The sequence below is a fragment of the Curtobacterium sp. MCJR17_043 genome (genome assembly GCF_003224315.2).
Taxonomy (GTDB): domain Bacteria; phylum Actinomycetota; class Actinomycetes; order Actinomycetales; family Microbacteriaceae; genus Curtobacterium.
Genome location: NZ_CP126259.1, coordinates 2,866,490 through 2,879,737, shown reverse-complemented (window position 1 = coordinate 2,879,737; position 13,248 = coordinate 2,866,490). Strand labels below are relative to the sequence as shown.

9 protein-coding genes and 5 pseudogenes are annotated in these 13,248 nt (G+C 70.3%); 10 read left to right on the top strand and 4 right to left on the bottom strand.

Annotation, left to right across the window (positions count from 1 at the left end; translation table 11 throughout):
• Positions 1-86: 86 nt before the first annotated feature.
• The 3 genes from DEJ15_RS14955 to DEJ15_RS14945 all read left to right on the top strand — a co-directional run bounded on the left by DEJ15_RS14955 (position 87) and on the right by DEJ15_RS14945 (position 1,503).
• Positions 87-425, top strand: a complete 339-nt coding sequence (locus tag DEJ15_RS14955; protein ID WP_284175203.1) for a DUF6640 family protein — start codon at positions 87-89, stop codon at positions 423-425.
• Positions 426-499: 74 nt separating this feature from the next.
• Positions 500-1,093, top strand: coding sequence for a nucleotidyltransferase domain-containing protein (locus tag DEJ15_RS14950; RefSeq protein WP_110824782.1), 594 nt, complete (start codon positions 500-502; stop codon positions 1,091-1,093).
• Positions 1,093-1,503 (top strand): hypothetical protein, encoded by a 411-nt coding sequence (locus tag DEJ15_RS14945; protein ID WP_110824781.1) that lies wholly within the window; start codon positions 1,093-1,095, stop codon positions 1,501-1,503. Before DEJ15_RS14950 ends, DEJ15_RS14945 begins: the two co-directional genes overlap by 1 nt.
• A 134-nt stretch (positions 1,504-1,637) precedes the next feature.
• Here DEJ15_RS14945 and DEJ15_RS14940 read toward each other — a convergent pair whose 3' ends face one another.
• A complete protein-coding gene (locus tag DEJ15_RS14940; RefSeq protein ID WP_110824780.1) occupies positions 1,638-2,036 on the bottom strand; it encodes a DUF3253 domain-containing protein in 399 nt (132 codons plus the stop codon).
• A 92-nt stretch (positions 2,037-2,128) separates the two neighbouring features.
• On the opposite strand from DEJ15_RS14940, the pseudogene DEJ15_RS14930 reads away from it, so the two are divergent.
• Positions 2,129-3,495 (top strand): annotated as a pseudogene (locus DEJ15_RS14930) (alpha-amylase family glycosyl hydrolase).
• 88 nt (positions 3,496-3,583) lie between these two features.
• On the opposite strand, the gene mmsB reads toward DEJ15_RS14930, so the two are convergent.
• The 3 genes and pseudogenes from mmsB to chvE all read right to left on the bottom strand — a co-directional run bounded on the left by mmsB (position 3,584) and on the right by chvE (position 7,549).
• Positions 3,584-4,765: a multiple monosaccharide ABC transporter permease gene (gene mmsB / locus DEJ15_RS14920; RefSeq protein ID WP_110824778.1), complete on the bottom strand. Its 1,182-nt coding sequence runs from the start codon at positions 4,763-4,765 to the stop codon at positions 3,584-3,586.
• Positions 4,752-6,304: pseudogene (gene mmsA / locus DEJ15_RS14915) on the bottom strand (multiple monosaccharide ABC transporter ATP-binding protein). The gene mmsB and the pseudogene mmsA overlap by 14 nt, the downstream one beginning before the upstream one ends.
• A gap of 108 nt (positions 6,305-6,412) precedes the next feature.
• Positions 6,413-7,549: a multiple monosaccharide ABC transporter substrate-binding protein gene (chvE, locus tag DEJ15_RS14910; RefSeq protein ID WP_110824776.1), complete on the bottom strand. Its 1,137-nt coding sequence runs from the start codon at positions 7,547-7,549 to the stop codon at positions 6,413-6,415.
• Positions 7,550-7,743: 194 nt separating this feature from the next.
• Between chvE and DEJ15_RS14905 the strand changes: the two genes are divergently transcribed.
• The 6 genes and pseudogenes from DEJ15_RS14905 to DEJ15_RS18865 all read left to right on the top strand — a co-directional run.
• Positions 7,744-8,187, top strand: coding sequence for a LacI family DNA-binding transcriptional regulator (locus tag DEJ15_RS14905; protein WP_284176225.1), 444 nt, complete (start codon positions 7,744-7,746; stop codon positions 8,185-8,187).
• Between the two features lie 147 nt (positions 8,188-8,334).
• Positions 8,335-8,796, top strand: coding sequence for a substrate-binding domain-containing protein (locus tag DEJ15_RS14900; protein WP_349814906.1), 462 nt, complete (start codon positions 8,335-8,337; stop codon positions 8,794-8,796).
• Positions 8,797-8,904: 108 nt separating this feature from the next.
• Positions 8,905-10,474: pseudogene (locus tag DEJ15_RS14895) on the top strand (xylulokinase); the annotation flags it as partial.
• 105 nt (positions 10,475-10,579) lie between these two features.
• Entirely contained in the window at positions 10,580-11,281 is a 702-nt protein-coding gene (locus tag DEJ15_RS14890) for an L-ribulose-5-phosphate 4-epimerase (protein WP_110824773.1), read from the top strand.
• Positions 11,278-12,811: pseudogene (gene araA / locus DEJ15_RS14885) on the top strand (L-arabinose isomerase). The gene DEJ15_RS14890 and the pseudogene araA overlap by 4 nt, the downstream one beginning before the upstream one ends.
• Before the next feature lie 19 nt (positions 12,812-12,830).
• Positions 12,831-13,235: pseudogene (locus DEJ15_RS18865) on the top strand (FAD-binding protein); the annotation flags it as partial.
• Positions 13,236-13,248: the final 13 nt, after the last annotated feature.

The following is a 13,248-nucleotide window of genomic DNA, read 5'->3' as shown; positions in this document are numbered from 1 at the left end:
TCCCGGGCAGGCTGGCGTCATGACACTCTCTGCGCGTGAACTGGCCGGGCGGATCTGCATCGGCGTCGCTGCGGTCGCCGCCCCCCGTGGGCGCCTTCGTCTTCGACTACAACGAGACCCACGTGAAGAACCCGGCTTGGCCGCCGCACGCCAAGTTCCACAACGCGCAGACGATGTCACTCGCGGTGGCGTTGGCCGGCCTCACCGTGTGGCGCCTGCGTCCCGCGGTGCGCGACGTCGGTCTCGCGAGCAGCATCGCCTCCACCTACTGGGTGACACAGGTGACGAGCCTCGCCTTCCCCGGCACGGCGCTGGCCGATCCCGGAGTGCAGTACCGCGACGTCAAGGGCGACCAGCGCGTCCCGATCATCGCCTGCCTCGCGCTCGTCGCGGTGGGGACACTGCTCGCCCGTCGGCGTCGTTGACCCGAGCGGCCGGTTGATCGAGTGGGTGTACACAGAACGTGCACACGTGTACCACATCTGTGTACACTCGCCTGATGCAGCTCACCGCTCCTCTCGCCACGCTCGTCGGGCCGACCCAGGCCGATGCCCTCCGTGTCCTCGCACAGACCGACGTCGGCATGACCGGGCGCCAGGTCGCGCGAGTCGCTGGTGCCGCGCAACACACCGGCATCAAACGAGCGCTCGACAAACTGGAACATGCCGGACTGGTGTGCGTCGAACGCGGCCTCCAGCACTCGGCCTACCGGGTGAACCGTGACCACCTGCTGTGGCCCGCCGTCGAGCTCGTGCTCGGCGCCGGGGCGGAACTCGAGCGACGGATCCACGACTTCCTCGCCGGGGTCGATCTGTCCGTCCTCTCCGTGTCGATCTTCGGGTCCGTTGCGCGGGGAACGGCCACCGACGAGTCGGACGTGGATCTGCTCGTGGTCTTCGACACGGAGACCAATCTCGACGTCGTGGTGCAGCTCGGCGATCTGGTCCACCGCTGGACCGGCAACGAGTGCCAGGTGTTCGACGTCACCCGTGCTGACCTGGAGCGGTTCGCCGCCGAGGGCGACCCGCTCGTCGGCTCGTGGCGTGCGGATGCGCGCACCGTCTTCGGTCCGGACATCAGGACGTTGGTCTGATGTCGGTCCGGACGCGCGCCATGGACCGAGCAGCGGTCCGCAGGCGGCGCGACGAAGCGGAGGCGTATTACGAGGTGGCCGTCCTCTGCGCCGCGTCCTCGTCACATGCCGACTGGAAAGCCGCTGGCGCGAACGCCGTGCTCGGTGGCATCGCAGCAGCGGACGCGATCTGCGGTGCAGTCCTCGGGTACCACCACGTCGGCGAGGACCATGCTCAGGCGAGACGCCTCCTCGACACAGCGTGCTCGCCGGACAGGCAGCCGGGCAACCACCTGAAACGGCTGACCGACGAGAAGTCGAACTTCCAGTACTCATCGTCACGCGTGTCCCGCTCGCAGACGAACCGCCTCGTGGTCGCGCTCGAACGCCTGGTCGTCACGATGCGGCAGAAGACCGACCCGACCAGCTGAGCCGGGTCGATGCGGGCGTCGCCGATGCCCTGGCCATCGTGACCCTGGGCGGTGCGTTCGGCGGCCTCGGGGTGCTTCCCGACGGCGCGCCCGGCAGGGTCTGAGCCTCGCGTACCCGGGCCGGCACCACCGCCTCAGCGCGGACGGCGGATCCGGATCGGGCCCTTCGCGGTCGACGGGTCGACCACGTTCCCGCCCTGGGTGATCTCGACCTCGCCACGTGCGACCATCCGCCGGGCGGCGCGACGCGCGGGTTCCATGAGGTCGCGCCAGTCCTCACCGCCGACGGCACGGGCGGCATCCGACGGGCAGATGCTCGAGGTCAGCGCGCGGGCGTCGAGCAGCGCGTCGATCGTGTGCTCGAGGGTCCGGTCGGTGTCGTCGAGCCCGTGGCGTCGGCACGCGTCGGAGCACCACTTGGTGTCCGGGCCGGCGCTGTCGGGCATGCGCCGACCGCAGGACGCACACGTCCGTTCCGCGTGCGCGGCCTCGAGTCGGCGTGCGTCGTCCTCGGTCCGGATGGCTCGTTCCATGCGCCCATGATCGTCCCGGCCACCGACGCGCTTCCAGGCTGGCGGTACCCCGGTCCACGGTCCTGGCCAGGGCCGCCTGGCAGCATGCATGGATGGACACAGCAGCCGAGCCGAACCCCGCCGCCGCGACGAGGCCGAGCGAGCCCGCCTGGGTCGAGCACGTCATGTGGTGGCACGTCTACCCGCTCGGCTTCGTCGGCGCGGAGGTCCGGCCCGACACCACGGTCGACGCACGTCCCGTGGAGCACCGGCTCGGGCACCTGGAGGGCTGGCTCGACCACGTGGTGGACCTCGGCCTGAACGGACTGCTGCTCGGCCCGGTCTTCGCGAGTTCGTCGCACGGCTACGACACGGTCGACCACTTCCGGATCGACCCCCCGACTCGGCGACGACGCGGACTTCGACCGCCTGGTGGCCGCTGCGCGCGAGCGGGGGATCCGCGTGCTGCTCGACGGCGTCTTCAACCACGTCGGCCGTGAGCACCCGGCGTTCCGCCAGCTCGAGACCGCGGGACCGGACGCCGACACCGCGGGCCTGTTCGCCGTCGACTGGTCGGGCTGGCAGCCGGGGCAGCCGGTACCGGTCGGGTCGTTCGAGGGGCACGACATCCTCGTCGCACTCGACCACGCGTCGCAGCAGACCGAGGACCTCGTCGTCGCGGTCATGACGCACTGGCTGGAGCGTGGCATCGACGGCTGGCGGCTCGACGCGGCCTACGCGGTGCCGCCGGCGTTCTGGGCCCGGGTGCTGCCGCGCGTGCGCGAGCGGTTCCCGGACGCCTGGTTCTCGGGCGAGGTCATCCACGGCGACACCGCGGCGATCGTCCGGGAGTCGACGATGGACTCGACCACCCAGTACGAGCTGTGGCAGGGCATCTGGCACGGCATCGCGGACCGGAACTGCTTCGAACTGGCGCACGCGATCGAGCGGCACGACGAGTTGCTCGCGACCTCCGCCCCGAGCACGTTCGTCGGCAACCACGACGTCACCCGGATCGCGAGCGCGGTGGGGGGAGGGGTTCGTCGGTCACGCCGTCGCGGTGCTCCTCACCGTCGCCGGCACGCCGTCGGTGTACGCGGGCGACGAGTTCGGCTGGACCGGCGTCAAGGAGCAGCGCGAGGGCGGCGACGACGCCGTCCGCCCCGCCTTCCCGGCGACTCCGCCGGAACCGAGCGGGACCGCTGCCGAGCTGGTGCACGCGCACCAGGCGCTCGTCGCCCTCCGGCGTCGGCACCCGTGGCTGCACCGCGCGCACACGGACGTGGTGCACCTGACGAACGAGACGCTGGTCCTCCGGACCGCGACCGACCGGGAGGCCGTGGTCACCGCCCTGAACCTCTCGCCTGAGCCGGTGGTGCTGCCCGCGGCCGACGCGACGCGCGTCGAGGCGGGCCGGGCCGACCTGTCGGAGGGCGGGCTGCGCCTCCCGGCCGGCGCCTGGGCGGTCCTGACCGCCTGACCTGCCGCCGGGACGGCAACGCGAAAGCGACAGATCTCCGTGGAACTTCCACGGAGATCTGTCGCTTTCGGGGGAGGAACCGCGGGTGCTACTTCCGAGCGGAGGCCGCGCGGCGCTTGTTGAAGACGTCGAACGCGACGGCGGCGAGGAGCACCAGGCCCTTGATGAGCTGCTGGAACTCGGAACCGACACCGAGGATCGACATGCCGTTGTTGAGCAGACCGATGATGAGACCACCGACGATCGCGCCCGGGACCGTACCGATGCCACCGGTGACGGCAGCGCCACCGATGAACACGGCCGCGATGGCGTCGAGCTCGAAGCCGTTGCCCGCGCTCGGCGAGGCGAGGTTGAGCTGGCCGGTGAAGACGACGCCGGCGAGGGCCGAGATGACACCCATGTTCACGAACAGCAGGAACGTGACGCGCTTCGTCTTGACACCCGACAGCTGTGCGGCCAGCGGGTTGCCGCCGATCGCGTAGATGTGACGACCGAAGACCGCGCTGCGCATGACCATCGAGTACGCGATGACCAGGACGCCGAGGATCACGAGGACGATCGGGGTGCCGTTGTAGCTGGCGAGCAGCAGCGCGATGAAGATGACCAGCGCGACGGTGAACGCCATCTTGGTGATGAACCATGCGAACGGCTCGTCCTCGAGCTGGTACTTGCGACGGGTCGCACGACCACGGAAGCCGGTGATGACGAGGATCGCGGCGGCGGCGAGGCCGAGGATCATCGTGAGCGGCTCGTAGCCCGAGGTGCCGAAGGACGGCAGGAAGCCGGAGCCGAGCGAGCGGAAGCCGTCCGGGAAGGGCGAGATCTGCTGGTTCTGCAGGGCGATCTGGGCGGCACCGCGGAAGGCGAGCATGCCCGCCAGGGTCACGATGAACGCCGGGATCCCGAAGTAGGCGATCCAGAAGCCCTGCCACGCACCGACCAGGGCGCCGAGGACCAGGCAGAGGACGACGGCGACCGGCCAGGGGATGCCCCACTGCGTGATCATGACGCCGGCCATGGCACCGGTGAACGCGACGACCGAACCGACGGAGAGGTCGATGTGGCCGGCGATGATCACCATCACCATGCCGATCGCGAGGATCAGGATGTAGCTGTTCTGGACGATCAGGTTCGAGACGTTGATCGGGGCCAGCGTGATGCCGTTCGTCGTCACCTGGAAGAAGATGACGATGACGATCAGCGCGATGAACAGGCCGATCTGTCGGAGCTGCCCGGTGAGGTAGCTGGCGGCGGACTTAAGCGCGTTCATTGACTGGGGTCTCCCGTTCCTGGGTCATGTACTGCATGAGGACTTCCGGCGACGCCTCGGAGCGCGGGACGTCGGCCGTGATGGTGCCCTCGGAGAGCGTGTAGATGCGGTCGCAGATGCCGAGCAGTTCGGGGAGTTCGGAGGAGATGACGATGATCCCCTTCCCCCTGGTCCGCGAGCGCGTTGATGATCGTGTAGATCTCGTACTTCGCGCCGACGTCGATGCCGCGTGTCGGCTCGTCGAGGATGAGCACGTCCGGGTCGGAGTACATCCACTTCGACAGGACGACCTTCTGCTGGTTCCCGCCGGAGAGCTTGCCGGTCACCGCGTTCACGGTCGGCGCCTTGATGTTCATGTTCTTGAGGAACTGGCGCGCGACGGTCGTCTCCTCGGAGCCGTTCACGAAGCCCCACTTGGCGAGCTTGCCGAGTGCCGAGCCGGAGACGTTCCGCTTGATGTCGTCGATCAGGTTGAGGCCGTAGCGCTTCCGGTCCTCGGTCGCGTAGGCCAGGCCGTTGTCGATCGCGGCGGTGACCGTGTTCGTCTTGATCGGGGTGCCGCGCTTGTAGACGGTGCCGCTGATCCCGGTGCCGTACGAGTGCCCGAAGACGCTCATCGCCAGCTCGGTGCGGCCGGCGCCCATCAGCCCGGCGATCCCGACGATCTCGCCGGCGCGGACGGTGAGGTTCGCCTGGTGGATGATCTCGCGTGAGGCGTCGAGGGGGGTGGTGGACGGTCCAGTCCTCGATGCGCAGGAGCTCTTCGCCGATCTTCGACTCGTGCTCCGGGTAGCGGGTGGAGAGGTCGCGTCCGACCATGCCGCGGATGATGCGATCCTCGGAGACCTCGCCGGCGTGCATGTCGAGGGTCTCGATGGTCTGGCCGTCACGGATGATCGTGACCTTGTCCGCGATCGCCTTGATCTCGTTGAGCTTGTGGCTGATGATGATCGCCGTCATGCCCTCGGCCTGCAGCGAGCGGATGAGCTCGAGCAGGTGCGCGGAGTCGTCGTCGTTCAGCGCGGCGGTCGGCTCGTCGAGGATGAGGAGCTTGACCTCCTTCGACAGTGCCTTCGCGATCTCGACGAGCTGCTGCTTGCCGACGCCGATGTCCGTGATCTTGGTGATCGGGTTGTCCTTGAGGCCGACGCGCTTCAGGAGCGCCGCGGCCTCGAGGTTCGTCTTGTTCCAGTCGATGAAGCCGCCCTTGGCGCGCTCGTTGCCGAGGAAGATGTTCTCGGCGATCGACAGGTAGGGGCTCAATGCGAGCTCCTGGTGGATGATGACGACGCCGGCGTCCTCGGAGTCGTTGATGGTCGAGAACGAGACGGGCTTCCCGTCGAGCAGGATCTCGCCATCGAAGCTGCCGGCCGGGTAGACACCGGACAGGACCTTCATGAGCGTGGACTTGCCCGCGCCGTTCTCACCGCAGATCGCGTGGACCTGGCCCCGTTCGACCTGGAGCGAGACGTTCTGCAGGGCCTTGACGCCGGGGAACGTCTTGGTGATGTCGCGCATCTCGAGGATGGTGTCCGCCACGGGACCGCCTTCCGTTGGGCGCCGGCACGGCGCGCGAGTGGGTGGGGACGGGCGGGAGGCCCGGTGCCAGCCCGGCACCGGGCCTCCCGTCCGAGGAGGAGTCGAGACCTACTTGAGGTCGGCGTCCGTGTAGTACCCGGAGTCGACGAGGACCTTCTCGTAGTTGTCCTTGGTGACGACCGTCGGCTGGAACAGGAACGTCGGGACGACCTTGACCTTGTTGTCGTAGGTCTTGGTGTCGTTGACCTCGGGCTTCTTGCCCGACAGCAGGTCCTGGGCCATCGACGCGGACTTGTCGGCGAGCTGGCGCGTGTCCTTGTAGATGGTCGAGTACTGCTGGTCGTTCATGATCGACTTGACCGAGGCGGCCTCGGCGTCCTGGCCGGTGATCACCGGAAGCGGGCGGTCGCCCGAACCGTAGCCGGCACCTTGGAGCGCCGAGATGATGCCGATCGAGATGCCGTCGTACGGGGAGAGCACGCCGTCGAGCTTGGTGCCGCCCGAGTACGACTTCGCGACGAGGTTCTGCATGCGGGACTTGGCGAGCGCCGGGTCCCACTGCTGCGTGGCGGCCTGCGTGAAGCCGTCCTGGCCGGAGCCGATCTTCAGCGTGCCGTCCTCGAGGTACGGCTTGAGGGTGTCCATGGCGCCGTTGAAGAAGAACGTGGCGTTGTTGTCGTCGGGCGAGCCGGCGAAGACCTCGATGTTGAAGGGGCCCTTCTCGTCGGTCTTCTTGCCGTCGGCGTCGAGGAGTCCGAGGCCGGTCAGGAGCGAGGTCGCCTGGTCAACGCCGACCTTGTAGTTGTCGAACGAGACGTAGTAGTCGACGTTCTTGTTGCCGGTGAGCAGGCGGTCGTAGGAGATGACCTTGATGCCGGCGTCGGCCGCTGCGTCGAGCTGGTCGGACAGCGAGCCACCGTCGATGGACGCGACGATGAGGACCTTCGCGCCCTTGGTGATCATGTTGCTGACCTGCTGGACCTGCTGCGGGATCTTGTTGTCCGCGTACTCGAGGTCGACCTTGTAGCCGGCCTTCTCGAGGCTGCTCTTGACGGCGTCGCCGTCCTTGATCCAACGCTCCGAGACCTTGGTCGGCATCGCGACGCCGACGAGGGCGCCCTTGTTGCCGTTGCCCTCGTCGCCGCCGTCAGAGCTGGTGGCACCGCGGCCGCCGGCAGAGCAGGCGGCCAGGGAGAGGGCGAGACCGAGAGCGGTGACGCTCGCGACGATCCTGCGCTTCTTCATCGAAGTACCTCTGTTCCTCTCGCGTCGACGTCGACGCGCTCGGGTGCGGGGCTGCTGTGTCCCGCTGGGGATGTGATGCTCCAAGTGAGCGCTCACATCATGTTGGTTCTGGTACACGGTGTCAACTCGTCGTGACCGGATCGGTATGTCGCCGCCCCGGACGGGCGCCGCGGTACGGTGACCGGGTGACCACGATGACGACGCCGAACGGCAGGCCCCGCAAGGCCCCGACGATCTTCGACGTCGCCGAGCGCGCGGGCGTCTCGCACCAGACCGTGAGCCGCGTGATCAACGGTGACCCGACGGTCCGTGACGGCTTCCGGTCGCGGGTGACCACCGCGATCGGGGAGCTCGGCTACCGTCCGCGCGCCGCTGCCCGGGCCCTGGCCGGCGGACGGAGCCGTGCACTCGGCCTGGTGAGCGCGGGGGGACGCGCTGTACGGACCGTCGAGCACCGCGATCGGGTTCGAGCGGGCCGCGCGCACCGCCGGGTACCACGTGCTCCTCTCGACGCTGCCCGACGACCCCCCGGCCGGTCGACCTGTCCGAGGCGCTCACGACGCTGCTCGCCCAGGACGTCGCCGCCGTGGTGCTCGTCGCCGCCGACAACCGCGTGCTCGACGCCCTCGGCTCGCTGACCATGGCCGTGACGGTGCCCGTCGTCGTCGCGAACGCCGTGCAGCGGGACGCCGTGCCGACCGACCTGGTCGTGCCCGGCAGCGGCGGCGCCACCGTCTCGGCCGTCGCCATCGACCAGGCCGCCGGCACGACCATGGCGCTGCAGCATCTGTTCGACCGGGGGGCACCGACGGATCGTGCACATCGCCGGACCCGGCGTCTCGCAGGAGGGCGAGGTGCGCCGTGCCACCTACGAGCGGACCATGCGCTCCCGCGGTCTGACCCCGGTCGTGCTCGACGGCGACTGGACCCCGGCGAGCGGGTTCGCGGCCGGGCGGTCCCTGGACGTGACGGCGGTCGACGCGGTCTTCGCGGGGAACGACCAGATGGCGCTCGGCGTCCTGCACGCCTTCGCCGAGGAGGGGCTGCGTGTCCCCGACGACATCGCCGTCGTGGGCTTCGACGACATCCCGGAGGCGGCGCACTTCACCCCGCCGCTGACCACCGTGCGCCAGGACTTCCAGGCGATGGGCGAGCGCGTGCTCGCCTCGGCCCGGGCGCTGCTCGAGGGCGGCCAGCACGACGAGGCGCTGCTGCAGCCGGAGCTGGTGGTGCGGCGCTCGTCCTGAGTTCGGTCGCCGTCGCCGTTCCGCCGACACGGCCGACGAGTTGTCCGCGTGAGCGCTCACGCGCTACGGTGTGAGCGCTCACTCGACGGCGAGAGCAGGAGGCCCCCCATGAGCGACGACCGGACCCGCGAGATCGCGGACGGCCGCACGACCCTCGGCATCGAACTCGGTTCGACCCGCATCAAGGCGTGTCTGGTGGGGGAAGGACCTGACGGTCATCGCCTCCGGTTCGCACGAGTGGGAGAACGAGTTCGTCGACGGACGCTGGACCTACCCGCTGGCAGCCGTCGAGACCGGTGTCCGTGCCGCGTACGCCGCGCTGGTGGCGGACGTGCAGGAGCAGCACGGCTCCGTCCCGACGGCCTTCCGCGCGGTCGGCGTCTCGGCCATGATGCACGGCTACCTTCCGTTCGACGCAGCGGGCGACCTCCTCGTCCCCTTCCGCACCTGGCGCAACACCTCGACGGGCCCCGCCGCCGCCGCGCTCAGCGACGCGCTCGGGTTCAACATCCCGCTCCGCTGGTCGGTCGCGCACCTGTACCAGGCCGTCCTCGACGACGAGCAGCACGTCGCGCACATCGACGGCATCACGACCCTCGCCGGGTACGTGCACCGCCGCCTGACGGGCCGGGACGTGCTCGGGGTCGGCGACGCCTCCGGGGTGTTCCCGATCGACCCGGCCACGCAGGACTACGACGCCGCGATGCTCAGTGCCGCACAGGACCTCATCGGTGTCCCCGACCTCCGGGTGCTGCTGCCCGAGGTGCTCGTCGCCGGCCAGGACGCCGGCACGCTCACCCCCGAGGGCGCGGCGTGGCTCGACGCGACCGGGACGCTGCAGCCCGGTGCTCCGCTCTGCCCGCCGGAGGGCGACGCCGGCACCGGCATGGTCGCCACGAACGCCGTCGCCCAGCGCACCGGCAACGTCAGCGTCGGCACGAGCATCTTCGCGATGGTCGTCCTCGAACGGCCGCTGTCGACCCCGCACGAGGAGCTCGACGTCGTCACCACGCCCGCCGGTGACGCCGTCGCGATGGTGCACTGCAACAACGGCGCGAGCGAGATCGGCAGCTGGGCCCGGGTCTTCGGGCGCTTCGCCGAGGCCGCCGGCGCCCCGGTCGACGGCGACACGGTGTTCCGCACGCTCCTCGACGAGGCAGCGGACGCCGACACCGACGCCGGCGGACTGCTCGCGGTGAACTACCTGGCCGGCGAGCCCGTCACGGGTGTCGAGGACGGTCGCCCGCTGCTCCTCCGCGCGCCCGACGCCCGCTTCACGCTCGGCAACCTCGTCCGCGCGGAGCTCATGGGCGCGTTCGCGACGCTCGCGATCGGCATGGAGGTCCTGCACGGCGAGGGCGTCGCCGTCGACCGCATGACCGCGCACGGCGGGCTCTTCCGGACGCCCGGGCTGCCGCAGCGCCAGCTCGCCGCGGCCCTCCGCGTGCCGGTCGCCCTCGAGGCAACCGCGAGCGAGGGCGGAGCGTGGGGCATCGCCGTCCTGGCCGCCTACCTCGAGCACGCCGCCGACAGCTCCCTCGCCGAGTACCTCGACACCACGGTCTTCGGGTCCGCCGCGACGAACGTCGTCGAGCCCGACGACCGCGACGTCGCCGGCTTCACCGCGTACCTCGACCGCTTCCGCGCCGCGCTGCCGATCCAGGCGATCGCGGCCACGGTGCCGGGCGCGACCACCCGCGGCGGCGTACCGACGGAGGCGGGCGAGCCGGGCCTCCAGACCGACACCGACGCCGACCCCCCAGCAGGAACAGGACGTGATCTGATGACCGACGACACCACCCGCGCGGCCGTGGCGGCCGCGCGCGAGCGCGTGGCCCGCCTGCACGGCGAACTCGTGCGCTACGGCCTGGTGATCTGGACCGGCGGCAACGTCTCCGAGCGCGTGCCCGGCACCGACCTCTTCGTGATCAAGCCGAGCGGCGTCGTCAGCGAGGACCTCGCGCCCGAGAACCAGGTCGTCTGCACCCTCGACGGTGTGCCGGCCGACGGGTGGGGCAACGAGCACGGCCCGTCGAGCGACACCGCCGCGCACGCCTACGTGTACCGCAACATGCCCGAGGTGAACGGCGTCGTGCACACCCACTCGACGTACGCCACCGCCTGGGCCGCCCGGGCCGAGGCGATCCCGTGCGTCATCACCGCGATGGCGGACGAGTTCGGCGGACCGATCCCGGTCGGCCCGTTCGCGATCATCGGCGACGACACCATCGGCCGCGGCATCGTCGAGACCCTGTCCGGACACCGCTCCCGAGCGGTGCTCATGCAGAACCACGGCGTCTTCACGATCGGCAAGGACGCGAGGGACGCCGTCAAGGCCGCGGTGATGTGCGAGGACGTCGCCCGCACCGTGCACATCGCGAAGCAGGGCGGCGAGCTCGTCCCGATCGCGCAGGACAACATCGACCGGTTGTTCGACCGGTACCAGAACGTCTACGGACAGAACCCCGAAGGAGCCATGCGATGACGCAGGACACCCCCGTCGACCCCCAGGCCACGCTCGACGGCTACGAGGTGTGGTTCCTCACCGGGTCCCAGGGCCTGTACGGCGAGGAGACCCTCCGCCAGGTCGAGGAGCAGAGCCGCGCCGTGCACGAGACGCTCGCCGGTGCCCTGCCGGTGAAGCTCGTGTGGAAGCCCGTGCTCAAGGACGCCGACGGCATCCGCCGGGCCCTCATCGAGGCGAGCGCGGACGACAAGGTCATCGGCGTCACGACGTGGATGCACACGTTCAGCCCCGCGAAGATGTGGATCAGCGGCCTCAACGCGCTGACGAAGCCGCTGCTGCACCTGCACACGCAGGCGAACGTCGCGCTGCCGTGGGCGGACATCGACTTCGACTTCATGAACCTCAACCAGGCCGCGCACGGCGACCGCGAGTTCGGGTACGCGCTGGCCCGCATGGGCGTCCGGCACGCCACCGCCGTCGGTCACGTGTCCGACCCGCGGGTGCAGCAGCGGGTGTCCGACTGGACCCGTGCCGCCGCCGGTGCCGCCGCGATCCGTCAGCTCAAGCTGACGCGCTTCGGCGACAACATGCGCTACGTCGCCGTGACCGAGGGCGACAAGACCGAGGCCGAGATCGAGCTCGGCGTCCAGGTCAACACCTGGGGTGTCAACGACCTCGTCGCGGCCGTCGAGACCGCGACGGCCGACACCGCCGCCGTCGACGCGCTCGTCGCGGAGTACGACGCGGCCTACGACCTCGTGCCGGAACTGCGGGACGGCGGCGAGCGTCGCCAGTCCCTGCGCGACGGCGCCGCGATCGAGCTCGGCCTCCGCGCCATGCTCGCCGAGAACGGCTCCGCCGCGTTCACCACGAACTTCGAGGACCTCGGCACGCTCAAGCAGCTGCCCGGCCTCGCGGTGCAGCGGCTCATGGCCGACGGGTACGGGTTCGGTGCCGAGGGCGACTGGAAGACCGCCGTGCTCGTCCGCGCGATGAACGTGGCCGGCGCCGGTCTCCCCCGGTGGCGCCTCGCTCATGGAGGACTACACGTACGACCTCACCCCGGGCGCGGAGAAGATCCTCGGCGCACACATGCTCGAGGTCTCGCCCACGCTGACGTCGTCCACCCCGACGCTCGAGATCCACCCGCTCGGCATCGGCGGCAAGGACGACCCGGTGCGCCTGGTCTTCACCGCCGACGCCGGACCCGCCGTGGTCGCCGCGCTGTCCGACACGCGCGACGGCTTCCGCCTCACCGCGAACGTCGTCGAGGTCGTCGAGCCCACCGAGGCGCTGCCGAACCTGCCCGTCGGCCGTGCCGTCTGGGAGCCGCAGCCGTCGTTCCCGGTGTCCGCCGAGGCCTGGCTCACCGCCGGTGCCGCGCACCACACCGTGATGACGACCGCCGTCGGCATCCAGGTGGTCGAGGACCTCGCGACGATGATCGGCACCGAGTTCCTGGTCATCGACGAGCACACCACGCTGCGCGGCTTCCGCGACGAGGTCCGCACGCAGCAGACCTGGCACCGGCTCGACCGGGGCTTCTGAGCCGGTCGGGAGGCCTACGATGAGCGACGTGATCGACGACGACACCACCACCGCAGCCCACACCCGCACCAACTGGGCGGGGAACGTCACCTACTCGGCGAGCCACCTGGCGGAACCGACGAGCCTCGACGAACTCCAGCGGCTGGTCGCCACCACCCCGCGCCTGACGGCGCTCGGGTCGCGGCACTCGTTCAACACCATCGCCGACACCGACGCGGTGCAGGTGACGCTCACGGGCCTCCCGCCCGAACTCGACGTGGACGGCGAGCGGCGCGTGGCGCGCGTCGCCGCCGGCCTCACGCACGCCCAGGTGGCCGTCGCCCTGGAGGCCCGTGGCTGGGCACTCGCGAACCTCGCCTCCCTGCCGCACATCTCCGTCGCCGGTGCCGTCGCGACCGGCACCCACGGCTCGGGTGTCGGCAACGCCTCGCTGGCGC

Bases quoted from the DNA above. Each gene is read 5' to 3' on its own strand.
- DEJ15_RS14950 (WP_110824782.1), top strand. From the start codon at position 500: ATGCAGCTCACCGCTCCTCTCGCCACGCTCGTCGGGCCGACCCAGGCC.
- DEJ15_RS14945 (WP_110824781.1), top strand. From the start codon at position 1,093: ATGTCGGTCCGGACGCGCGCCATGGACCGAGCAGCGGTCCGCAGGCGG.
- DEJ15_RS14940 (WP_110824780.1), bottom strand. From the start codon at position 2,036: ATGGAACGAGCCATCCGGACCGAGGACGACGCACGCCGACTCGAGGCC.
- mmsB (WP_110824778.1), bottom strand. From the start codon at position 4,765: ATGAACGCGCTTAAGTCCGCCGCCAGCTACCTCACCGGGCAGCTCCGA.
- chvE (WP_110824776.1), bottom strand. From the start codon at position 7,549: ATGAAGAAGCGCAGGATCGTCGCGAGCGTCACCGCTCTCGGTCTCGCC.
- DEJ15_RS14905 (WP_284176225.1), top strand. From the start codon at position 7,744: ATGACGACGCCGAACGGCAGGCCCCGCAAGGCCCCGACGATCTTCGAC.
- DEJ15_RS14890 (WP_110824773.1), top strand. From the start codon at position 10,580: ATGACCGACGACACCACCCGCGCGGCCGTGGCGGCCGCGCGCGAGCGC.